Source organism: Pseudomonas sp. 2848 (genome assembly GCF_003253945.1).
Lineage (GTDB): Bacteria > Pseudomonadota > Gammaproteobacteria > Pseudomonadales > Pseudomonadaceae > Aquipseudomonas.
On sequence record NZ_QKZD01000004.1, the window covers coordinates 263,832 to 286,231 of the forward strand.

At 66.5% G+C, this 22,400-nt stretch carries 22 protein-coding genes and 1 pseudogene; 12 read left to right on the plus strand and 11 right to left on the minus strand.

Going from position 1 to position 22,400, the window contains the following annotated elements:
• The 5 genes from DFS21_RS10355 to ribBA all read right to left on the minus strand — a co-directional run bounded on the left by DFS21_RS10355 (position 1) and on the right by ribBA (position 5,360).
• On the minus strand, positions 1–1,149 hold the full coding sequence (locus DFS21_RS10355; protein ID WP_111532248.1) for an ABC transporter ATP-binding protein: 1,149 nt from the start codon (positions 1,147–1,149) through the stop codon (positions 1–3).
• A gap of 19 nt (positions 1,150–1,168) precedes the next feature.
• Entirely contained in the window at positions 1,169–1,975 is an 807-nt protein-coding gene (locus DFS21_RS10360) for an ABC transporter permease (protein ID WP_111532249.1), read from the minus strand.
• A gap of 6 nt (positions 1,976–1,981) precedes the next feature.
• Positions 1,982–2,899, minus strand: a complete 918-nt coding sequence (locus DFS21_RS10365; protein ID WP_111532250.1) for an ABC transporter permease — start codon at positions 2,897–2,899, stop codon at positions 1,982–1,984.
• Complete coding sequence (locus DFS21_RS10370; protein ID WP_094011077.1) at positions 2,896–3,921, minus strand: ABC transporter substrate-binding protein; 1,026 nt, start codon at positions 3,919–3,921, stop codon at positions 2,896–2,898. Before DFS21_RS10370 ends, DFS21_RS10365 begins: the two co-directional genes overlap by 4 nt.
• A 326-nt stretch (positions 3,922–4,247) precedes the next feature.
• The gene (ribBA, locus tag DFS21_RS10375; RefSeq protein ID WP_110701627.1) at positions 4,248–5,360 is read right to left on the minus strand and encodes a bifunctional 3,4-dihydroxy-2-butanone-4-phosphate synthase/GTP cyclohydrolase II; all 1,113 of its coding nucleotides are present in this window, start codon (positions 5,358–5,360) and stop codon (positions 4,248–4,250) included.
• A 78-nt stretch (positions 5,361–5,438) separates the two neighbouring features.
• On the opposite strand from ribBA, the gene DFS21_RS10380 reads away from it, so the two are divergent.
• Positions 5,439–5,732 (plus strand): DUF1330 domain-containing protein, encoded by a 294-nt coding sequence (locus DFS21_RS10380; RefSeq protein ID WP_038705893.1) that lies wholly within the window; start codon positions 5,439–5,441, stop codon positions 5,730–5,732.
• On the opposite strand, the gene DFS21_RS10385 is transcribed toward DFS21_RS10380, so the two are convergent.
• Positions 5,733–6,821, minus strand: a complete 1,089-nt coding sequence (locus tag DFS21_RS10385; RefSeq protein ID WP_256591314.1) for a TerC family protein — start codon at positions 6,819–6,821, stop codon at positions 5,733–5,735. It lies immediately after the preceding gene.
• Positions 6,822–7,124: 303 nt separating this feature from the next.
• On the opposite strand from DFS21_RS10385, the gene DFS21_RS10390 reads away from it, so the two are divergent.
• Positions 7,125–9,359, plus strand: coding sequence for a TonB-dependent siderophore receptor (locus DFS21_RS10390; protein ID WP_250888443.1), 2,235 nt, complete (start codon positions 7,125–7,127; stop codon positions 9,357–9,359).
• Between the two features lie 36 nt (positions 9,360–9,395).
• Here the strand turns inward: DFS21_RS10390 and gspI are convergent, their stop codons facing one another.
• Complete coding sequence (gene gspI / locus DFS21_RS10395) at positions 9,396–9,776, minus strand: type II secretion system minor pseudopilin GspI (protein WP_110701631.1); 381 nt, start codon at positions 9,774–9,776, stop codon at positions 9,396–9,398.
• A 147-nt stretch (positions 9,777–9,923) separates the two neighbouring features.
• Between gspI and gspG the strand changes: the two genes are divergently transcribed.
• The 7 genes from gspG to gspF are packed head-to-tail and all read left to right on the plus strand — an operon-like array spanning position 9,924 to position 17,738.
• On the plus strand, positions 9,924–10,370 hold the full coding sequence (gene gspG / locus DFS21_RS10400; protein WP_110701633.1) for a type II secretion system major pseudopilin GspG: 447 nt from the start codon (positions 9,924–9,926) through the stop codon (positions 10,368–10,370).
• 6 nt (positions 10,371–10,376) lie between these two features.
• Complete coding sequence (gene gspK, locus DFS21_RS10405) at positions 10,377–11,327, plus strand: type II secretion system minor pseudopilin GspK (protein ID WP_110701635.1); 951 nt, start codon at positions 10,377–10,379, stop codon at positions 11,325–11,327.
• Entirely contained in the window at positions 11,324–12,244 is a 921-nt protein-coding gene (gene gspL / locus DFS21_RS10410) for a type II secretion system protein GspL (protein WP_110701637.1), read from the plus strand. The genes gspK and gspL overlap by 4 nt, the downstream gene beginning before the upstream one ends.
• Entirely contained in the window at positions 12,234–12,755 is a 522-nt protein-coding gene (gene gspM, locus DFS21_RS10415) for a type II secretion system protein GspM (RefSeq protein ID WP_111532251.1), read from the plus strand. Before gspL ends, gspM begins: the two co-directional genes overlap by 11 nt.
• Positions 12,752–15,115 (plus strand): type II secretion system secretin GspD, encoded by a 2,364-nt coding sequence (gspD, locus tag DFS21_RS10420; RefSeq protein WP_111532252.1) that lies wholly within the window; start codon positions 12,752–12,754, stop codon positions 15,113–15,115. The genes gspM and gspD overlap by 4 nt, the downstream gene beginning before the upstream one ends.
• Entirely contained in the window at positions 15,112–16,533 is a 1,422-nt protein-coding gene (gene gspE / locus DFS21_RS10425) for a type II secretion system ATPase GspE (RefSeq protein ID WP_110701641.1), read from the plus strand. The genes gspD and gspE overlap by 4 nt, the downstream gene beginning before the upstream one ends.
• The gene (gspF, locus tag DFS21_RS10430; RefSeq protein WP_111532253.1) at positions 16,533–17,738 is read left to right on the plus strand and encodes a type II secretion system inner membrane protein GspF; all 1,206 of its coding nucleotides are present in this window, start codon (positions 16,533–16,535) and stop codon (positions 17,736–17,738) included. The genes gspE and gspF overlap by 1 nt, the downstream gene beginning before the upstream one ends.
• A gap of 105 nt (positions 17,739–17,843) precedes the next feature.
• On the opposite strand, the gene DFS21_RS10435 is transcribed toward gspF, so the two are convergent.
• From DFS21_RS10435 to DFS21_RS10445, 3 genes are all read right to left on the minus strand, one after another.
• Entirely contained in the window at positions 17,844–18,041 is a 198-nt protein-coding gene (locus DFS21_RS10435; protein ID WP_111532254.1) for a hypothetical protein, read from the minus strand.
• Entirely contained in the window at positions 18,031–18,591 is a 561-nt protein-coding gene (locus tag DFS21_RS10440; protein ID WP_146603136.1) for a hypothetical protein, read from the minus strand. The genes DFS21_RS10435 and DFS21_RS10440 overlap by 11 nt, the downstream gene beginning before the upstream one ends.
• 248 nt (positions 18,592–18,839) lie before the next feature.
• Positions 18,840–19,892 (minus strand): cytochrome D1 domain-containing protein, encoded by a 1,053-nt coding sequence (locus DFS21_RS10445; protein ID WP_158539547.1) that lies wholly within the window; start codon positions 19,890–19,892, stop codon positions 18,840–18,842.
• Positions 19,893–20,062: 170 nt separating this feature from the next.
• Here DFS21_RS10445 and DFS21_RS27230 point away from each other — a divergent pair.
• A pseudogene (locus DFS21_RS27230) lies at positions 20,063–20,137 on the plus strand (hypothetical protein); the annotation flags it as partial.
• Here DFS21_RS27230 and DFS21_RS10450 read toward each other — a convergent pair.
• Positions 20,118–21,044: a LysR family transcriptional regulator gene (locus DFS21_RS10450; RefSeq protein WP_110701651.1), complete on the minus strand. Its 927-nt coding sequence runs from the start codon at positions 21,042–21,044 to the stop codon at positions 20,118–20,120. The pseudogene DFS21_RS27230 and the gene DFS21_RS10450 sit on opposite strands and share 20 nt — an antisense overlap.
• Before the next feature lie 88 nt (positions 21,045–21,132).
• Between DFS21_RS10450 and DFS21_RS10455 the strand changes: the two genes are divergently transcribed.
• Together DFS21_RS10455 and DFS21_RS10460 are read left to right on the plus strand one after the other, a co-directional pair.
• Positions 21,133–21,438: a putative quinol monooxygenase gene (locus DFS21_RS10455; RefSeq protein WP_111532256.1), complete on the plus strand. Its 306-nt coding sequence runs from the start codon at positions 21,133–21,135 to the stop codon at positions 21,436–21,438.
• A 13-nt stretch (positions 21,439–21,451) separates the two neighbouring features.
• Entirely contained in the window at positions 21,452–22,306 is an 855-nt protein-coding gene (locus tag DFS21_RS10460) for a type 1 glutamine amidotransferase domain-containing protein (protein ID WP_111532257.1), read from the plus strand.
• Positions 22,307–22,400: the final 94 nt, after the last annotated feature.

The following is a 22,400-nucleotide window of genomic DNA, read 5'->3' on the forward strand; positions in this document are numbered from 1 at the left end:
TCAATGCGCCCCGGCGCCCTTGCTCAGGTCGCTCTCGGCCCAGTCGGTGTAGACGCACGCATCCGCCACGGCCCAGCGCACCCTGACCTGGTCGCCCGGCTGCATGGGCATGCCCGCGGCGGACAGCGCCTTGACCGTCAGCGCCGTACCGCCCTGGGTGACCACGTGGCAGGTCTGGCTTTCGCCGAGGAACAGCAACTCGGCGACCGTGGCGCTGACTTCGTTCCAGCCTGCCGGCAAGGGTTCGCGCGCGGCCTGCTCGACGGTCAGCGCTTGGGCCTTCTCCGGGCGCACCATGATCAACGCTTCCTGGGCGTTGGCCAGGCCCGGGGTCAGGCGTACCGCCACCGGCTGGCCCTCGAAGTGCCCGCCGCCATTGCCGCTGGCAGTGAAGCGCAGGAAGTTGGAGTTGCCCAGGAACGAGGCGACGAAGGCATTCGGCGGGTTCTGGTAGAGGTCGTAGCCGGTGCCCAGGCCGACGATGCGGCCATGGCTGAAGATGGCGATGCGCTGGGACAGGCGCATCGCCTCCTCCTGGTCGTGGGTCACGTAGACGATGGTGATGCCCAGGCGCCGGTGCAGCTGGCGCAGTTCGTCCTGCAGGTCTTCGCGCAGCTTCTTGTCCAGTGCGCCGAGCGGCTCGTCCATCAGCAGGATGCGCGGCTCGTACACCAGCGCCCGGGCGATCGCCACGCGCTGCTGCTGGCCACCGGACATCTGCGAGGGCTTGCGGTGGGCGAAGGGTTCCAGGCGCACCAGCTTGAGCATCGCCTCCACGCGCTTGCGGGTCTCGTCGGCGCCGAGCTTGCGGATGGCCAGGGGGAAGCCGATGTTGTCGCGCACGTTCAGGTGCGGGAACAGCGAGTAGCGCTGGAACACCATGCCGATGTCGCGCTTGTGCGGCGGCACGTTGACCAGCGACTGGCCGTCGACCAGGATCTCGCCGCTGCTGGGCGTTTCGAAGCCGGCCAGCATCGACAGGGTCGTGGACTTGCCCGAGCCGCTGGAGCCGAGGAAGGTGAGGAACTCGCCGTCCTGGATCTCAAGGTCGAGGTTGTCCACGGCGGTGAAGTCGCCGTAGTGCTTGTTCAGGCCGCGCAGGCTGACCAGGGTCTGGTTGCGCGTATCGTCTTTGATCACTGCACTCATTGTCATTGTCTCCAGGCAGTCAGGCGTTTTCGGCGCGCCGGCGCAGGGCGGCGGCAATGAACATCACAAGCAGGGACAGGCCGATCAGCAGCGTCGAGGCCACCGCGATCACCGGGCTCAGGTCCTGGCGCAGGGTGGTCCACATCTTCACCGGCAGGGTCTGCAGGTCGGGGCTGGCCATCATCACGCTCAGCACCACCTCGTCCCACGACACCAGGAAGGCGAACAAGCCGCCGGCGATCATCCCCGGGCGGATCGCCGGGAAGGTCACCTTGACGATCGCCTGCAGGCGCGAGGCGCCGCAGATCACCGCAGCGTCCTCGATGGATTGGTCGAACAGCTTGAGCGAGTTGATGATCGAGATGATGGTGAAGGGCAGGGCGACGATCACGTGGCTCACCACAAAGGCGAACAAGGTGCCGGTGTAGCCCAGCTTGAGGAACAGCGCGTACACCGCCACGGCGATGATCACCAGGGGCACGATCATCGGCATGGTGAACAGCCCGTACAGCAGCTCGCGGCCCGGGAAGCGACCGCGCACCAGGGCAAAGGCAGTGGGCAGGCCGAGCGCCACGGCGGCGGAGGTGGTGAGCAGCGCCACCTTGAGGCTGGCCAGCGCCGCGTCCATCCACTCGGGGTTGGCGAAGAACTGCGCGTACCACTTCAAGGTCCAGCCTGGTGGCGGGAACACCAGCCACTGTGACGAGCCGAACGACAGCAGGATGATGAACACCACCGGCAGCAGCAGGAAGGCGGCGATCAGCCCGGTGGTCAGGTACAGCCCGGTGCGCAGTGGGCGACCCATGGCATTGGGGGAAAGCAGCATGGCGGTTTACCTCGCGTTGCCGACCGGGGACTCCGGCTGCAGCTTCAGGTATAGGTAGAAGAGCACCAGGGTGATCACCACCAGCAGCGCGGCGGCGGCGCTGGCCAGGCCCCAGTTGAGGAACGACTGAACCTGCTGGATGATGAATTCGGGCAGCATCATGTTCTGCGCGCCGCCGAGCAGGGCCGGGGTAACGTAGTAACCGAGCGACATCACGAACACCATCAGCGCGCCGGAGAACAGCCCCGAGCGGCACAGCGGCAGGAACACCTTCCAGAAGTTGGTCCAGGGGCTGGCGCCGCAGATCGAGCCTGCCTGCAGCACCATCGGGTCGATGGCGTGCATGGTCGCCTGCAACGGCAGGACGATGAACGGGATCATGATGTAGCTCATGCCGATCACCACGCCAGTGAGGTTGTGCACCATCTCCAGCGGCGCATCGATGATGCCCAGCGCCATCAACACCTTGTTGATCACCCCCGAGCTCTGCAGCAGCACCAGCCATGAGTAGGTGCGCGCCAGCAGGCTGGTCCACATCGACAGCAGCACGATGTTCAGCAGCCAGCGGCCCCAGCCCTTGGGCACCAGGGTGATCGCCCAGGCCAGCGGGAAGCCCAGCAGCACGCTGATCAGGGTGACCAGGCCGGCCACCGAGAAGGTGTTGAACAGCACCCGGGCATAGGCCGAGTTGGCGAACAGCTGCGCATAGTTGCCAAGGCCCGGCTCGGGCTCCAGCACCCCGCGCAGCAGCAGGCCGACCAGCGGGGCGAAGAAGAACAGGCCGAGGAACAGCAGCGCCGGCAGCAGGTTGCGGCTGCCGCGCCAGCGTTGGCTGATGGGCGGGCGACGCTCGGCCGCCCCGGGCGCGCCGGTGCCGCTGGGGGCACCTTGCGCGTTGTGCAGGGCATTGATGGCGACTTTCATTTGACCAGCCACTCATTCCAGCGGGCGGCGATGGCCTGGCCGTTCTTCGCCCAGTAGGCGAAGTCCAGGGTCACCTGGTCCTGGGCGTAGGCAGTCGGCAGGTTCGGCGCCAGGTCTTTGTCGAGCTTGGCCACGCTGTCGACGTTGACCGGGGCGTAGGCGGTCTTGTTGGCGAACTCGGCCTGGCCTTCGGCGCTGCTGGCGTTGGCCAGGAACTTCATGGCTGCGTCCTTGTTCTTCGCGCCTTTGGGGATGACCAGGAAATCGGCCATGACCAGGTTCTGCTTCCAGCTCACGCCGACCGGCGCGCCGTCCTGCTGCAAGGCATACACGCGGCCGTTCCAGAACTGTCCGAGCGAGGCTTCACCCGAGGCCAGCAGTTGCTGCGACTGGGCGCCGCCGCCCCACCAGACGATGTCTTTCTTGATGGTGTCGAGCTTCTTGAAGGCGCGGTCCAGGTCCAGCGGGTAGAGCTTGTCTGGCGCCACGCCGTCGGCCAGCAGGGCCAGTTCGAGCACGCCGGGGCTGGGCCACTTGTACAGGGCGCGCTTGCCGGGGTAGGTCTTGGTGTCGAACAGGGCGGACCAGTCCACCGGTTTGTTGGCGCCGAGCTTGCCCTCGTTGTAGCCGAGCACGAAGGAGAAGAAGAACGAGCCGACGCCATGGTCGGAGACGAAGCGCGGGTCGATCTTGTCGCGCTGGATCTGCTTGAAATCGAGGGGTTCGAGCAGGCCTTCGCTGGCGGCGCGCAGGGCGAAGTCGGCTTCGACATCGACCACGTCCCACTGCACGTTGCCGCTTTCGACCATGGCCTTGAGCTTGCCGTAGTCGGTGGGGCCGTCCTGCACCACCTTGATGCCGGACGCCTTGCTGAAGGGTTCGGCCCATGCGGCCTTCTGCGCATCCTGGGTGGTCCCGCCCCAGCTGACGAAGTTCAGGCTGTCGGCCGCCTGGGTGGCCTGGCAGGCCAGGGTCAGCAGGCTGGCGGACAGCACTGCGGTTACTCGTTTGCTCAACAGCATGGTTACGCCCTCGTTGCTTTTGTTATTCGAGGCGGGCTTCTGTCGCCCGCCAATCATGTTCGGGGAGCAGCGTCAAACGGGTGGAGCGTGGCCGTCATGTCAGTGTAGGTGCGGCCGGCAGAATCAAGGTCTACGGAATGTCATATTATGGTATTCCAAACTTTTCGCAAGAGGTCGGTGCTGACCGGCCATCACTCCGCGTGGCGACAGGGCCGCTTTGCGGCCCATCGCCGGCAAGCCGGCTCCCACAGATACGGCGCGGGTCTCAGGAATTGCGAGGTCCCTGTGGGAGCCAGCTGACAGGCAGTGCTTGCAGCCCCGTGAAATCAATTGCCCTCGAACGGAATGCTCTGCACCACCTCCAGCTCGTACCCGGCCAGCCCGGCGTACTTGAGTGGCGGCCCCAGGTGGCGCAGCTTGCCCACGCCCAGGTCCTGGAGAATCTGCGCGCCGGTGCCGACCTCCGAGTAGACCTTCGACTGGCCACGCTGGTAGGGCCGGGCCGGCTGAGTCAGTTGCGGCACGCGTTCGAGCAGGGCCTGGGAGGATTCATGGTTGGCCAGGATCACCACCACCCCGGCACCTTCCTCGGCGACCTTCTGCAGCGCCGCCCACAGCGTCCAGTTGGCCGGGCCTGCGTACTCGGCGCCAACCAGGTCGCGCAGCGGGTCGATCACATGCACGCGCACCAGGGTGGGCTGCTCGCGGCGGATCTCGCCCATGACCATGGCCATGTGCACGCCGCCTTCGATGCGGTCTTCGTAGGTGACCAGGCGGAAGTTGCCGTGCACCGTGGGCAATGCGCGTTCACCGATGCGCTTGATGGTCTGCTCGGTGCTCAGCCGGTAGTGGATCAGGTCGGCGATGGTGCCGATCTTGATGCCATGCCGGGCGGCGAACACTTCCAGGTCGGGCCGGCGGGCCATGCTGCCGTCGTCATTGAGCACCTCGACGATCACCGATGCCGGGCTGAAGCCTGCCAGGCGGGCCAGGTCGCAACCGGCCTCGGTGTGCCCGGCGCGGGTCAGCACGCCGCCTTCGCGGGCACGCAAGGGGAAGATGTGGCCGGGCTGTACCAGGTCTTCGGGGCGGGCGTCGGCGGCCATGGCCGCGGCCACCGTGCGTGCCCGGTCGGCGGCGGAAATGCCGGTGGTCACACCGCTGGCGGCTTCGATCGAGACGGTGAAAGCGGTACCGAACACGCTGGCGTTGCTTGGCACCATCTGCTCCAGGCCCAGGCGCTGGCAGTGCTCATCGGTGAGGGTCAGGCAGATCAGGCCACGCGCCTCGCGGGCCATGAAGTTGATGGCCTGGGCGTCGCAGCGCTCGGCGGCGATCAGCAGGTCGCCTTCGTTTTCCCGGTCCTCGTCGTCCACCAGCAGGACCATCCGGCCCTGGCGGTAGTCGTCGAGGAGTTCTTCGATGTTGTTGAAGGCCATGTTGCACGCTCATACTGGTCAGGAAAGTTTTATGGTATACCATAATACGGTAATGACCATGCAACAGGAGCGCGACGAATGAAGGCCTACTGGATCGCCCATGTGGACGTCACCGACCCCGAGCAATACCTGCAATACACCCAGCGCGCCCCGGCGGCGTTCGTCGCCTTTGGCGGGCGCTTCCTGGCCCGGGGCGGGCGCAGCGAGGCGCTGGAGGGGCGGGCGACGCCGCAGCGCAGCGTGGTGATCGAGTTCGATTCCTATGAGCAGGCCGTGGCCTGCTATCGCTCGGACCTGTACCAGGAGGCCTGCCGCCATCGCCAGGGCGCGGCGATGGCGCAGGTGATCATCGTCGAGGGGCTCGCACCCTGATCAGACCCGCAGGTGCGGGCCTTTCTTCTCGGCAATGTTGTCGGCGGCCATGGCGGTCGGCTTGTTTTCTGTGGGCAGTGGTTCGTCCTGCGCTGGTTGCGGGGCGGCCGGTTGCTGCTGATTGCGCGTGCGCAGCAACGACAGCAGCACGCCGCCGAACAACAGCCCGAACGTGACCCCCAGCGAAATCCCGGCTGGTACCTTGCCCACCAGCCCGTGCCAGAAGATCTTGCAACCGATGAAGATCAGCACCAACGCCAGCGCGTACTTGAGGTAGACAAAGCGGTGCATCAGCGCCGCCAGGGCGAAGTACAGCGAGCGCAGGCCGAGGATGGCGAAGATGTTCGAGGTGTAGACGATGAACGGGTCCTGGGTGATGGCGAAGATCGCCGGCACGCTGTCGACGGCGAACACCAGGTCGGCCAGCTCGATCAGCACCAGGGCCAGGAACAGCGGCGTGGCATAGCGGATGGCGCGGTCGGTTCCGGGCGGCGTGAGATGGACGAAGAAGTGCCGGCCATGCAGCTGGTCGGTTACCCGCATGTGCCGACGCACGAAGCGCAGCACCGGGTTGTTGGCCAGGTCCGGGTGGGCGTCATCCTTGGACAGGGCCATCTTCACCCCGGTGAACAGCAGGAAGGCGCCGAAGATATACAGCACCCAGGCGAAGTGCTGCACCAGCGCGGCGCCCACGCCGATCATGATTGCCCGTAGCACCACCACCCCGAGGATGCCCCAGAACAGCACGCGGTGCTGATAGCGGCGGGGGATGGCGAAGAAGCTGAAGATCATCGCCATGACGAACACGTTGTCCATCGACAACGACTGCTCGACCAGGAAACCGGTGTAGAACTCCAGCGCCGGCTGCGCTCCGAGCTCATACCAGACCCATACACCGAACAGCACGCCGACGCTGAAGTAGCCCGAATACAGCAGCAGGCTTTCGCGCATCTCGATCTCGCGGTCCTGGCGGTGCAGCACACCGAGGTCGAGGACCAGCAAGGCGATGACGATGGTGATGAAGACCAGCCACAACCAGGTGCTGGTGCCGAGAAAAGGCGTGAAAAGGAATGTGTGCAGAGCCGTCATAAGCCCCTCCTTGATTGTCGACGTTGCATGGCAACAGTGATTCCGACATGGCGGCGCAAACCGTCAGAGGGGCCCGGCATCACATGCCATTGAGCCTAGTCGCGTTCGCCGGGGTTGCCGAATGGCAGGCTGTTACATTTCTTTGCCTGGATCCAATTAATGCGAAATGTTCGCAATTGTAAAAAGTTCGTAAAAACCCTAGGATGCGCCGCAGCCGTCGCAGAACGGGCGCACAACCACAACAATCGCCAGTGATTAGCCCCACCTGCATCAAGCAGACACAACAACTAGGGGTCGACAAGCGTGCAACGACAGCACTCTCTGAACACGGTTCAAAGGGCAGGGAACGCCACCACCGTCCGCCAGCGCCATCCGCTGGCACTGGCCATCCTCGCGGCAAGCCTCGCCGCGCCGGCCGGCCCGGCCTGGGCCGAAACCGCCAGCGGCAAGGGCACCCTGGAGCTGGGCGCCACCGCCATCACCGATACCGCGCTGGGCGAGGCCACCGAAGGCAGCGGGTCCTACACCACCGGCGCCAGCCGCACCGCCACGCGCATGGCCTTGTCGCCACGGCAGACGCCGCAGTCGGTCACGGTCATCACCCGCCAGCAGATGGATGACCAGAGCCTCACCAGCATCAGCGATGTGCTGGGCAAGACGCCTGGTGTCACCGTCACCAAGCTCGACAGCAACCGCGCCAGTTTCAAGGCCCGTGGCTTCGATATCGACAACTTCCAGGTCGATGGCATTCCGGCGGCCTTCCGCTTCGGCAATGGCATCGACCAGACCGACCTGGTGATTTACGACCGGGTCGAGGTGCTGCGTGGCGCCACGGGCCTGCTCAGTGGCTTCGGCAGCCCGTCGGCGACCGTCAATCTGGTGCGCAAGCGGCCGACCCGCGAGTTGTCCGGCTATGTATCGCTCGGCGCCGGCAGTTGGGACACCTACCGTGGCGAGTTCGACATCGGCGGCGCGCTGACACCGGACGGCAATGTGCGCGGGCGCCTGGTCACGGCCTACGAGGACGGCCAGTCGTTCATGGACAACCTGTCCGAGAAGAAACAGGTGATGTACGGCATCGTCGAGGCCGACCTCAGCGATGACACCTTGCTCAGCGTCGGCCTGAGCCGCCAGAGCAACCGCCCGGAAGGTTCGTCCTGGGGGCCGTCGACACCTTTGCTGGACAGCCAGGGCAACCGCTTTGGCATGTCGCGCTCGTTCAACCCCGGGGCCAAGTGGAGTGCCTGGGACAACACCGCCGACAACCTGTTCGTCACCCTCGAGCAGCGCCTGGCCAACGACTGGACGCTCAAGGCCTCGGCCACTCGCAGCGAGACCGATGCGCCGATGCGCCTGGGTTCGGCGGCCAGTGGCTACCCCGATGCCGCCACGGGAGGCGGCATGGGCGTGTGGCTGGGCCGCTACCGCTACCAGACCGACCAGAACGCCTACGACCTGTACGCCAGTGGCCCGTTCCAGTTGCTGGGGCGTGAGCACGAATTGGTAGCGGGTATTTCCCACCGCGACGTGCGCGCCCATGAAAGCAACTGGCCGTTCCTGTTCGGGGGCGCCAATATCTACCAGTGGCGCGGCGAGTTCAGCGAACCCGACTGGGGGCGCCCGCTGTCGAAGGTCGATACCCGTGTGCAGGAAGACGCGGCCTACCTGACCGGCCGCTTCAAGCCCACCGACAAACTGTCGGTGATCCTCGGTGGTCGCCTGTCCAACTGGCAGCTCGACAGCACCCGCCTGGACACCGCCAGCGGCCAGCGCAGCAAGACCCAGGACCTGGAAGAGAACGGCGTGGTCGTACCCTATGCCGGCGTGGTCTATGACCTGGACGACAGCTGGTCGGTGTATGGCAGCTACACCAGCATCTTCAAGCCGCACGAGACCGAGCAGGACGCCAACGGCAAGATGATCGAGCCGGAGGAGGGCGACGCCTATGAGCTGGGCCTGAAGGGCGAGTTCTACGACGGGCGTCTCAACGCCAGCCTGGCGCTGTTCGAGGTTCGCCAGGACAACCTCGCTGAACTCGACCGCACCGACCCGGCCACCAACCGTGGCATCTACCGGGCGATCCAGGGCGCCAAGACCCGTGGCTTCGAGCTGGAAGTGGCGGGCGAGCTGACCCCGGACTGGCATGTGCAGGGTGGTTTCACCCACCGTATCACCCGCGATGGCGAGGGCGACAAGATCTCCACCATCGAGCCGGAGAACCTGCTGCGCCTGTCCACCACCTACCGCCTGCCGGGGGTGTGGAACAAGCTTACCGTGGGCGGCTCGGCCAACTGGCAGAGCAAGATCTGGAAGGACCTGGACAGCCCGGTGGCGGCGGGCGAGACCATCCGCTACACCCAGTCGAACTACCTGACCCTCGATGCGCTGGCGCGGTACCAGGTGACCGAGCAGTTGTCGGTGACCCTCAACGGCAACAACCTCACCGACAAGAAGTACTTCAACAACCTGGGCTTCTACAACGGCGGTTACTACGGTGACCCACGCAACTTCATGCTGACCACGCGCTACGCGTTCTGAGGGTACACGCCACGGGGGAGCGGGCACGCTCGCTTCTTACGTGGAGGGCGCAGCCTCGGCGCCCCCGAGCAACGTCTGCAACCGCGCCAGCGCCGGCCCTTCATGCTGGCGGTCGAACACCTGCAGCGACACCTCCAGCAGCCCTTGCCGCGAGCGCGACACGCGCTGCTCGCAGCGCAAGCGCAGGCGGCCCTGGTCGCATTCGAACTGCCTGACGCCCGGCCTGGCGCTGCCTTCCAGGCGCAGTTCGGCCAGGCGTCCCTGGGCGGCGAGCAAGGCCAGTGCCTTGTCGCGCAACAGCCCGTTTCCCTGGGTCATCAAGCCGCTGGCGCGCACGGCGGCGGCCATGGCCACCGCCACGATGGTCAACGCCACCAGCACTTCGATCAGGGTGAAACCATCCTCGGTGGCACGCACAGGACACCTTTCGCGCAAGGCAAAGCAGCACTGTAGAGCGGCCCGATGACGCTTTGACGACGCCGACTCCCGAGCTTTTTCAATATCCGTGACATACCGCCTTGCCACAATCGGCCCCCGATTCGAACTCACGCAAGGAATGCCGAGATGCAGATCGCCCGTCGCAACCTTCCCGCCCGCTGCTTGCGCCAGCAGGGTTTCACCCTGATCGAGATCATGGTGGTGGTGGTGATCCTCGGGATCCTCGCGGCGATGGTGGTGCCCAAGGTGCTCGACCGCCCCGACCAGGCGCGCGCCACGGCGGCGCGCCAGGACATCGGCGGGCTGATGCAGGCACTGAAGCTGTACCGCCTGGACAACGGCGCCTACCCGAACCAGAACCAGGGCCTGAAGGTGTTGGTGGAGAAGCCGGCACAGGCCAAGGATGGCCAATGGCGTGCCTACCTCGACCGCCTGCCCAACGACCCCTGGGGCCGCCCTTACCAGTACCTGAATCCGGGCGCCAACGGCGAGATCGATGTGTTTTCCCTGGGCGCCGACGGCCAGGCCGGGGGCGACGGGGTGAACGCCGACCTCGGCTCCTGGCAGTTGTGACCGGCCATGGCGCGCCAGGAAGGCATGGCCGTGATCAGTGCGCTGTTGATTGCCGCGGTGGTGGCGGTGATCGCCGCAGGCATGATCGAACGCCAGGGGCTGCAGACCCGGCAGATAGAGAACCGCCAGATGGCGCTGCAGGGACAATGGGCCCTGGAAGGCGGCCTGCAGTTGAGCCGTCGGGTGTTGTTCGAACAACGCCTGCGCGACCCGCTGGTACGTGGCGGCCAACCCTGGACGCGACCGATGCGCGATGTGCCGTCCGGTAGCGTGCGCTTCGATGGGCAGCTGGAGGATGAGCAGGGCAAGTTCAACCTGCGCAACCTGGTGGTCGATGGCCAGGTGGACAGCGAGGCACTGGCGACCTTCCAGCGCCTGTGCGCGTTGATCGGCATCGGCGAGCGGCTGGCCACGGCCATCGCCGGGCAGGTGATCGACAGCTACCCACAGCGTCCGCCGGTATCCCCCGGCAGTGCCGGTCAAGGCCTGCAAGGCGGCCGTGCGACCTCGCCAGCCGTTGCCGCCGAGCCGTTGCCGGCCAAGCGTCCGATGCTGCGCAGCGTCGATGCCCTGGCCCGGCTCAAGGGCATGGATGGCCAGGCCCTGCAACGCCTGCGCCGATTCGTCACGGTACTGCCGGCGCTGACCTGGATCAATGGCAACACTGCCAGTGCCGAAGTGCTTGCCGCGCAGGTGCCGGGGCTGTCGCTGCAGCAGGCCATGGCGCTGGTGGCCGAGCGCGACAGTGGGCGCTGGTTCATCAACCGGGGCGATTTCGTCAACCGTTTGCGCATGCCGCAGTTGGCCATGGCCAATGTGCGGGTGGGGATCAACAGCGACTGGTTCCGCCTGCGCGGCCAGGCGCGCCTGGGCAGCCGTGAACTACCCCTGCAGGCGCTGCTGCGCCAGCGCGAGGGGCAGTTGCCGGATGTCATCTGGAGCCGGGTGGGCGCATGAGTACGCTGGTTGACGTGCAGCTGCCGCCGTTGGCGGAGCTGGAGGATGCCTCGCTGCTGGATTACCGCCAGGCCGAGCGTGGCGGCCAGGCCACCCGCGCGCAGTTGCAGCGCCAGGCCAAGGGCGCGCCCTGGCGCCTGCACTTGCATGCGCACGACAGCCTGGCCCTGGCCCTGGCCTTGCCACCGCTGACGGGCAAGCGGTTGAGCGCGGCGGTGGGCTGCGCGGTCCAGGGGCTGGTGCTTGGCGATGTCGGGCAGGTCCATGTGGCGCACGGGCCGCGCCAGGCTGATGGGCAGGTCGCCGTGGCCTGGCTGGGCCTTGCGCAGATGGCGCGTCTGCAGGCGTGGCTGCAGGCCGATGGCATCCGCGTGGCCGGGCTGTTCGCCCGGCAGGACGATACAGCGTCGTCGGTCGATTTGGCCGGCGGGCTTGCCGGGCCAGTGAAATCGCCAGCGTTGGGACGCACCTTGGCGATCTGGGGCGCGGCGGCAGTGATCTGGTGCCTGGGCTTGAACCTCTATGCCGCGCACCTGGCCGACGAGGGCGAGCGGCTGCGCGCCTACATGGTCGCCCAGGTGCGCATGGCCTTCCCGCAGTTGCCGGTGGTTCTCAACCCGTTGCAGCAGGCGCGTCAGCAACTGCAGGGCGGGCAGGGCGGCGCCGGCTCGGGGCTGGCGGCCTTGCTCGACGGCGCCGGACAGGTCATGCCGTTCCTCGCGGGTAATGTCGAGGCACTGGACTATCAGGATGGCGTGCTGCGTCTCACGCCCCTGGACGATGGTGGCAAGGCCCCGGCGGACAGCGCCTGGCAGGCCGACCTCGCCGCACGCGGCATCGAGGGCCAGGCCAGTGGGCAAGGCTGGACCCTGAGGGCAGCCAACCCATCCGGTGAGGAGCTGGCCCATGTCGATTAAGGCCCACCTGGGCCTGCTGCGCGGGCAGGGCCGGCAACGCTGGCAAGCCCTGGCCGCGCGGGAGCGTCGTGCGGTCGCCCTGGCAGGCGGCTTGCTCGGCGCGCTGTTCTGCTGGCAGGTACTGCTGCTTCCCGCCCTGGCCCGGATCGACCACTGGCAGGCCGAAACACCCAAGCTGCGCAGCCAGGCGCAGGCGCTCGATGCCTTGCTCGGCGAGCGCCTGGCACATCGGCCAGCGGATACCACCCGGGCTTTGCGCCAGAGCCTGGAGCAAGCTGGCCTGCTGGCGCAGTCACAGCTCGACGGCGAGGGCGATACCTGGCGCCTGGGCTGGCAGCGGGCCCCCGCGGAAGCGGCCATGGCCTGGCTGCAGGCAGTACCACCGCGCCTCGGGCTTGGTGTTGGCCAGCTGGCGCTGCGCCGAGACCCGACCAGCGGCCCAGGCAGCCCGGTGACTTTTTCCGGAACCCTTCGCATGACTCAGGCGCATGGCGCTAAGGACCCTTCATGACGTGCCTCCGTTCACCGCGATTGCCGTTCGCGCCCTTGCTCCTGGCCCTGGCGCTCAGCGCCTGTGCCAGCGCGCCGAGCGTGCAACGCCCCCTGGCCAGCAGCGAACTGGGCCGCCCGCTGGCCGAAGCCGGTGCCACGGCGGGCACCCTGGATCATCGCGAACCGCAGAGCCGCCCGCTGCAGCGCCAGTCGCCGCCTCGGGTCGGGCAGCGCCACAGCCGCGCCGTGGCCGCACCCGCGCCGGCCAATCCACTTGGCGACCAGCCGGTACAGCTGAACTTCGTCGATGCCGATATCCAGGCAGTGGTGCGCGGCCTGTCCCGCGCCACCGGTCGCCAGTTCCTGGTCGATCCACGGGTCAAGGGCCAGCTGACCCTGGTTTCCGAAGGCGAGGTGCCGGCCGCCAAGGCTTATTCCATGCTGCTGTCGGCCCTGCGCATGCAGGGCTTCAGCGTGGTCGATGTCGGCGGTGTGGCCCAGGTGGTGCCCCAGGCTGACGCCAAGCTGCTGGGCGGCGCGCTGGTGAGCGGTGACCGCGACGCGGGCAACGGCATGGTCACCCGGACCTTCCGTCTGCAGTATGAAAATGCCGTCAACCTGATCCCGGTGCTGCGCCCGATCGTCTCGCCGGACAACCCGATCAACGCCTACCCGGGCAACAATACCCTGGTCGTCACCGATTACGCCGAAAACCTCGAGCGGGTCGCGCAGATCCTCGATCGGGTCGACATCCCCAGCGCCATCGACACCGATGTGGTGGCGATCAACAACGGTATCGCCAGCGACATCGCCAGCATGGTCAACGAGCTGCTCGACAGCCAGGGCAGCGACCCGACCCAGAAGATCAGCGTGCTGGGCGATCCGCGTTCGAACAGCGTGGTGATCCGTTCCGGCAGCCCCGAGCGCACCCAGCTGGCCCGCGACCTGGTCTACAAGCTCGACAATGCGCAGAACAGCGCCGGCAACCTGCACGTGGTGTACCTGCGCAACGCCCAGGCCGACAAGCTGGCGCAGAGCCTGCGCGGGCTGCTGACTGGCGAGAGCGACAGCGCCACTGCCGACGGCACGCGCGCGCTGCTCAGCGGTGGCGGCATGCTCACCGGCGGCAGTGGCAACGGCAACAGCGCCAGCACCGGCAACAACACCGGCATGCAGAACAACAGCACAACTGGCAGCCAGAACCGCGGCAACGGCCTGGGCGCCGGCAGCACGCCGAACGGCTACGGCGCCAGCGCGCAGCAGAATGACCAAGGCACCGCGTTCTCCGCTGGCGGCGCGACCATCCAGGCCGACAAGACCACCAATACCCTGCTGATTTCCGCCCCCGAGCCGCTGTACCGCAGCCTGCGCGAGGTCATCGACCAGCTTGACCAGCGCCGCGCCCAGGTGGTGGTGGAAAGCCTGATCGTCGAGGTCGGCGAGGACGATGCCAATGAATTCGGCATCCAGTGGCAGGCCGGCAACCTTGGCAAAAATGGCGTGTTCGGCGGTGCCAACCTCGGTGGCAGCGGGCTGGTCAAGGGGCCGAGCAGCATCGATGTGCTGCCGAAGGGGCTGTCGGTGGGCGTGGTCGATGGCACGGTGAAGATCCCCGGCATCGGCGAGGTGCTCGACCTCAAGGTGCTGGCCCGTGCGCTGACCAGCAAGGGTGGCAGCAACGTGCTGTCGACACCCAACCTGCTGACCCTGGACAACGAGGCGGCGAGCATCTTCGTCGGCCAGACCATCCCCTTCGTCAGCGGCCAGTACGTCACCGATGGCGGCGGCAACAGCAACAACCCATTCCAGACCATCCAGCGCGAGGAAGTGGGCCTGCGCCTGAACGTGCGGCCGCAGATCTCCGAGGGCGGCACGGTCAAGCTCGACGTCTACCAGGAGGTCAGCAGCGTCGATCAGCGCGCCTCCAGTGCCGCCGGCACGGTGACCAACAAGCGCGCCATCGACACCAGCATCCTGCTCGACGATGGCCAGATCATGGTCCTGGGTGGGCTGCTGCAGGACGGCTACACCCAGAGCAACGAAGGTATCCCGTGGCTGTCCGGGCTGCCGGGGGTCGGCGCGCTGTTTCGCAGCGAGCGCCGGGCCAGCACCAAGACCAACCTGATGGTGTTCCTGCGCCCGTACATCGTGCGCGATGCCGCGGCCGGGCGCAGCATCACCCTGAACCGCTACGACTTCATCCGCCGTACCCAGGGCAACCTCAAGCCCGAGCATTCCTGGGCGCTGCCGGACATGGACATGCCGCTGCTGCCGCCGGTGGAGCAGGGCGTGCCCGACCAGGGCCGCGCGCGGGCGGTGTCATCGCAGGCACCACGGGCCTCGATCCGTGCCGTGCCGGTGGACGAGGTGGCCCGTTGAGCCGCCTGCCGTATGCCTGGGCCAGGGCCCAGCGGGTGGTGCTGCAGGCCGATGGCGAGGCGAGGGCGTTACTCTCGTGCTGCCCTTCGAGCCCGGGCTGGGCGTTGGCAGAGGTGCGTCGGCGCTTTGGCCCGGTGGCTGTCGAAGCGGTGACCGATGCGAACATGGACACCTTGCTGGTCAGCGCCTACGCCGATACCGGCAGCGCCGCGGCGGTGGTGGGCGCGGCGGAGAACGAAGTGGACCTCGACCGCCTGCTGCAGGACATCCCGGAAGTCACCGACCTGCTCGAGGCCCAGGACGACGCGCCGGTGATCCGCATGATCAACGCCTTGCTCACCCAGGCGGCCCGCGACCAGGCCAGCGATATCCATATCGAGCCGTTCGAGAGCCACTGCCTGGTGCGCTACCGGGTCGACGGCACCCTGCGCGACGTGGTCTCGCCGCGCAAGGCGTTGCACGGCGCGCTGGTGTCGCGCATCAAGATCATGGCGCAGCTGGACATTGCCGAGAAGCGCCTGCCCCAGGACGGCCGCATCGCCCTGCGCGTGGCCGGGCGGCCCATCGATATCCGCGTTTCAACCGTGCCCACCGGCCATGGCGAGCGCGTGGTGATGCGCCTGCTGGACAAACAGGCCGGGCGCCTGCGCCTGGAGGCGCTGGGCATGGACGCCGCAGTGCTGGCGCGGCTGGACCAGTTGATCCGTCAGCCCCATGGCATCGTGCTGGTCACCGGCCCCACCGGCTCGGGCAAGACCACCAGCCTGTACGCTGCATTGGCACGGCTGGATGCCAGTGTCAGCAACATCCTCACCGTCGAGGATCCGGTGGAATACGACCTGCCGGGGATCAGCCAGATCCAGGTCAACGCGCGCATCGACATGAGCTTCGCCGTGGCCCTGCGCGCCATTCTGCGCCAGGACCCGGACGTGATCATGATCGGCGAGATCCGCGACCTGGAGACCGCGCAGATTGCCGTGCAGGCCTCGCTGACCGGGCACCTGGTGCTGGCCACGCTGCACACCAACGATGCGGTGTCGGCGGTCAACCGCCTGGTCGACATGGGCGTCGAGCCGTTCCTGCTGGCCTCGGCGCTGCTCGGCGTGCTGGCCCAGCGCCTGGTGCGGCGCCTGTGCCCGCACTGCCGCGAGCCTGACCCCGCCGCGCCCGGGCAGTACCGGGCGGTGGGCTGCGCGCATTGCAATCACTGTGGCTACAGCGGGCGCACCGGTATCCACGAGCTGTTCTGCGTGGACGACACCGTACGCGCGCTGGTGCATCAGGGTGCTGATGAACAGGCCCTGCGCGCCGCCGCGCGGGGCAACGGCATGCGCAGCATGCGCGAGGATGGCCAGCGCTGGGTCGACAGCGGCAGCACCTGCCTGGAAGAGATCCTGCGCGTGACACGGGATGCCTGATGAACCGTTATCGCTATGAAGCCGCCGACGCCCAGGGGCATATCGTCAAAGGGCTGCTCGAAGCCGACAGTCCGGGCGCCGCGATGGCACAGCTGCGCGGCCTGGGGCTGACCGCGCTGGAGGTCGAGGCCCAGGCCGCTGTCGGGCAGGGCGCGGGCCTGTTCAGCGCCAGGCTGAGTGATGGCGACCTGGCCTGGGCCACGCGTCAGCTGGCCAGCCTGCTGGCCGCCGGCCTGCCGCTGGAAGCGGCGCTGGGCGCGACCTTGGAGCAGGCCGAGCGCAAGCATGTGGCGCAGTTGTTGGGGGCGGTGCGCGGCGATGTGCGCAGTGGCATGCGCCTGGCCGACGCACTGGCGCAGCGGCCGCGGGACTTCCCCGAGATCTACCGGGCACTGGTGGCGGCGGGTGAGGAGTCCGGCGACCTGGCCCAGGTGATGGAGCGCCTGGCCGACTACATCGAGGAGCGCAACACCTTGCGCGGCAAGATACTCACCGCGTTCATCTACCCCGGCGTGGTCGGGCTGGTGTCGGTGGGCATCGTCATCTTCCTGCTCAGCTACGTGGTGCCGCAGGTGGTCAGCGCCTTCACCCAGGCACGCCAGGACCTGCCCGGGCTGACCCTGGCGATGCTGGCGGCCAGTGACTTCGTGCGCGAATGGGGCGCGCTGTGCTTCGCCCTGATGGCCGGGGCGTTCTGGGCCTGGCGGGTCTACCTGCGCGCCCCGGCGGCGCGCCTGGCCTGGCACGCCCGAATCCTGCGGCTGCCGTTGTTCGGCCGTTTCGCGCTGGGCCTGAACACGGCGCGTTTTGCCTCCACGCTGGCGATCCTCGGCAGCGCCGGGGTGCCGCTGCTGCGTGCGCTGGAGGCGGCGCGCCAGACCTTGGGCAACGATCGCCTCGACCAGTGTGTCAGCGAGGCCACCGCGCGGGTGCGCGAGGGCGCTGGGCTGGCCTCGGCGCTGGCGGTGGAGAAGGTCTTTCCGCCGCTACTCATCCACCTGATCGCCAGCGGCGAGAAGACCGGCAACCTGCCGCCGATGCTCGATCGCGCCGCCGACAGCCTGGCCAAGGACATCGAGCGCCGCGCCATGGGCATGACCGCGCTGCTCGAGCCGCTGATGATCGTGATCATGGGCGCGGTGGTGCTGCTGATTGTCATGGCGGTGCTGATGCCGATCATCGAGATCAACCAGCTGGTGCAGTGATTTGCTGCGCCACCTCCCGCACCTTGTTGGCGGAACCAGTATCAAGAAGGAAGGTTGAGCTGTGAAGCGAAGAGGCCCTCGGCATTTGACGCAGACTGTCTTCGTTCAGGCGGCAGATGGCTTGCGTGGCTTGTGCGGTCGGCCTGCATAGGCAGAACCTTCAACTTTGGCAAAAACGTCGATGGCGTCATCTGACAGGAAATCATCGTATTGCGCCGAAGCTCGAAAGCGGGCCAGCTTCTTGTCGGCAATCGCCTTGAAACGGGCCACGTTGGCGTTGAAATCGCCGGGATCATTGACCATTGGGGAAACCCTCCAGAGTGTGGGAAGCATAGCCACGGGCCAAGTCGTAGGCAAGGCCGATGCCCTTTACCTGGCGGAAACCATCCAGTTCGTAGGCCGCTCGCGCCTGCAGCAGAGGGTCCCGGATGACAACCCATTGCAAGCCCAACATCAGGGCGTAGTAGCGTACGCCGCTAAGGCAAAGAGGCGCGACGTAGCCTCTGGTCGGCAGGGTGCTGTCGGGGTTGCGCTGCAGATAAAGGACCATGATCTTCTCTTTACTGGCCTGGGGCGATGCCCAGCACATTCCCGCCAGTTGATCGTCATGCCAAAGTGCGATATCGAGTGCGCGGGCATTGGCAGGACGGGTTTTCCATTTCAGCACACGGTCCCAGCCGAAATCGTAGTGATCCGGGTGCCAGGCTTCGTGCGCGAGGATAGCGCGCTCATCGATCTCGTCGACTTTCAATCGAACGGCCAGCGTACCGTTCTTCTGCCAGGCGTCCTGGGTGACTTGCTCGCGTGCGGCCTGCTTGAGCCCGGCAAACTCGGCCAATTGCCATCCGTCCATGCGCTGCCCTCGAATGCAGGAATACTGAGGTAGCGTGAAGTTAACCCGAGCTGCTCTCGGACTGGGCCTTGAGAGTTGAAGGAGATTTCCTTGGAATGTGTGGCTGGTATCTGGTCAGGCGAAGTCGGAGGTGGGACGTGGTTTGGCGCACGCCCCCTCGCAAGAGGGGGACGGATCTTGGCCGGTTTCTTTCATGCAGCCAAGGCCAGTGGAGCAAAGGCGCCTCCCGCGAGGCGCCTTTGCGGTGCTCAGCTCTCTTCTTTCGGCTGCACCACGATCGCCAGGGCATCCGGCTCGGGGCCGGCTTTCCAGCGGGCCTTCTCGGTCCAGTTGGCTGTGCTGATCACCGCGACTTCGTCGCCGCCGCTGATCGCCACATAGACCCGCTTGCCATCCGGCGAGACCACCGCGCCAATCGGCAGCGCCTCTTCGCCGAGCATCGTACGGCGGTATTCGGCGCCTTCGCGCGCCAGGCCGATGCGCTTGATCTCTTTCTTGGCCACCACGTCGATCACCGCCAGTTCCGCCGACTTGGCGCAGGTGACGAGTGCATACTTGCCATCCGGGGTCATCGCGACGCGGATCGGGAACAGGCCGGTGCGGATACGGTCGGTGACCTCCAGGCGCTTGCTATCGACGATGACCACTTCGTTGCCGTCGCGGTTGCTGACCCATACCTGGGTGCCGCTGGGGGTTACCGCCACGCCTTCGCTGCCGGCGCCCGTGGGGATCTCGGCGATTTTCTTCTTGTGCAGCAGGTCGACCACCGACAGCGTGCCGCTCTCGACATGGCTGACGTAGGCGCGGTCGGCACCGGGTGACAGCGCGACCATGTGCGGTTTGCCGCCACCGATGTCGATCCGGTCGAGCACTTTGCCTTGGGCCAGGTCGACCACCAGCAGACGTTCGCTGGCTTCGCTGGTGACCACCACACGCTGGCTGTCGGGCAGGAAGCGAATGCCGTGGGGGCGGGCGTCTTCGCCCAGGTCGATGGTGCGCACGACCGTCCGGGTCGGCCAGTCGATCACGCTCAGGCTGTTGTTCGCCGTGCCTTGCGCGCCGTAATTGCCAACCACGGCCAGCAGGCCATTGCCACTGACCACCACCTCGTGGGGGCCGGTGCCTACCGGCAGGCGGATCATTTCCTGGCCACTGCGAGTGTCCAGAGCCGACACGCTGGCGTCGGCCTTGTTGCCGACCAGCAGCACGTCGTCGGCGTTGGCCAAAGTGGCGCAGGCCAGCAGGGCCCCGGCCAGGGCCAGCAGGCGGAAGGGGGGGGTGAAGGTCATGGGGTAGGGCATGTCCAGTCTCCTTGAAGGTGTGATCCATGTTGCATGCACTGGCTGTGACCCGTCGGGCCGCCCGAGAGTTTCAGTGGACATGTGCACGCCGACGGTGGCCTTCTGGCAGAGGAGGGCAGGTCATGGACGAGGCAAGGCTTCACGAGTTCATGGGCAAGCTGGTGGGCGATATGGGGGCGGTGGTGCTGCTGATCGTCATGGCGGTGCTGATGCCGATCATCGAGATCAACCAGCTGGTGCAGTGACCTGCTGCGCCACCTCCCATACCTGTTGCCGGAACCAGCGACGCAAGGGGTCGGCGTGGGTACGCGCGTGCCAGATTTGCATCACTTCGACCCGGGGCAGCGCCAGGGGCAGGGTGTGCAGGCGCAGGCCGGGGTCGCGCTCGACCGCTTCGATGGCCAGCGAGCGCAGGCAGGTGAGTAGCAGGTCGGTGCCGCGCACCAGGCGCGTAGGGGCAATGAAGCTGGACAGGCCGGCCACTACCCGACGTTGCCGACCAATAGCGCGCAGGGCGTGATCGACCCGGCCATCGAGGTCGCCGGTGAGTGTGGTCAGCAGGTGCTCGCAGGCCAGGAACGCCTCCAGGCTCATGCCCTTGGTCAGGAGCGGGTTGTCGGCGGCGGCCAGTACCACGAAGTCCTCACTGAGCAGGCGCTGTTGATGGAAGGTGTCCGGCAAGCCGTTGTAGAAACCGGCGATGGCCAGGTCGCAGGTGCCTTTTTCCAGCGCCTCGCGTGGCAGGTTGCCCTGGGTGTTGTGGGTGATCAGGGTCAGGTTCGGTGCCTGGGTGCGCAGGATCGGCAGCAGCCTGGGCAGCAGGGTCTGCTCCAGGTAGTCAGTGCTGTAAAGGTGCATCTGGGTCGCGCGGGAGAGGAAATCATCGCCGTCGCAATCCCTGTAGAAGTCCTGTAGCTGTGCAACCAGCTGCTGTATCCGGGGCGCCAGCTCATGGGCCCTGGGCGTTGGCGTGAGGCCACGCGGCGCACGCACGAACAAGGGGTCGCCGAACTGCTGGCGCAGCTTGTTGAGCTTGTGGCTCAGGGCGGGCTGGCTGAGGGCCAGCCGTTGCGCTGCATGGGAGGCATTGCGCTCTTCATAGAGCACCTGGAACAGGTGCAGCAGGTTGAGGTCCTTGTTGCTGATATTCATAAAACGAATCACAGGAATAAGTGCTTTCGAATTATCGAATCATAACGCGATGGTTAGGATGGGCCCAACTTGTTGAGGGAGACGCCCAGTGACCATTGCCATCTTCGCCACTATCCAGCCGCATCCTGAACACCGTGAGGTCACAGAACAGGCCTTGCGCCTGATGGTGGAGCAGACTCGTGCCGAGCCCGGCAACCTGCGCTATGACCTGTTCGTCCGCGAGGGCGAGGTAATGGCGTTCGAGCTGTTCGAGCTGTATGTCGATGCCGCCGCCGTCGAGGCCCATCGCAACAGTGCCCATTACCAGGCCTATCGCGCCGCCAGCGCCGGCTGGTTGGCCGCACCGACTCAGGTGCAGCTTGCCCACGGGCTGGATATCGCGCCATTCAACTGATCAGGAAAACACCATGAACATGATTGCTCCCGTCGCGCTGGCATTGGCTGGCACCCTGTTGGCTGGCCAGGCCGCCGCCGCTGCGAAGGGTGAGGTACTGGTGCTGTTGTCCAGCGAGAACCAGCTGCAGCTCAAGGACGGCAAACCGTACCCCACCGGTTACTACCTCAACGAATTCGGCGTGCCTGCCGACCAGTTGCTCAAGGCCGGCTACAAGCTGGTGCTGGTGACGCCCAAAGGCAATGCGCCGAGTGTCGATGAGCGCTCGATCGACCCGATGTACTTCGGCGGCGATGCCCGCGAGATGCAGCGTATCCGCCAGGTGGTCGACAGCCTGCCGGATATCGACGACACGCTGTCGGTGAAGGAGGTACTGGCGGGCGATATGGGCCGCTATGCCGGGATCTTCATCCCGGGGGGCCATGCGCCGCTGATCGACCTGGCCAACAACCCCGACGTCGGTGCCCTGTTGCGTCACTTCCACCAGGCCGGCAAGCCCACGGCTGCCATTTGCCACGGCCCGATCACGTTGCTGTCGGCGCAGCAGGATCCGGTTGCCTACCGCGCCGCGCTCGCCCGTGGCGAAACCCCGGCGGCCAGCGACTGGACGTACCGGGGCTATCGCATGACCATTTTCTCTGACCCTGAGGAGCAGGTGTTCGAGGGCTCACTCAAGGAGCAGCGTCTGCAGTTCTATCCCGCCAAGGCCATGGACGTCGCAGGAGGCGACATGAGTTATGCCCAGGCCTGGCAGCCCCATGTAGTGGTCGATCGTGAGTTGATCACCGGGCAGAATCCGTTTTCCGACAAGGCGTTGGCCAAGGCGTTGCTTGAGCAGTTGGAGAGTGTCGGTAGTCGCAAGAACTGAGCGAGTGCAGGTGATCGAGGCCTTGCGGATGCTGGCAGGGCCTCGGTCATTCAGGTGCGCAGGTTTTGCCTCGCTTGGGGCGGCCCGCAGTGCG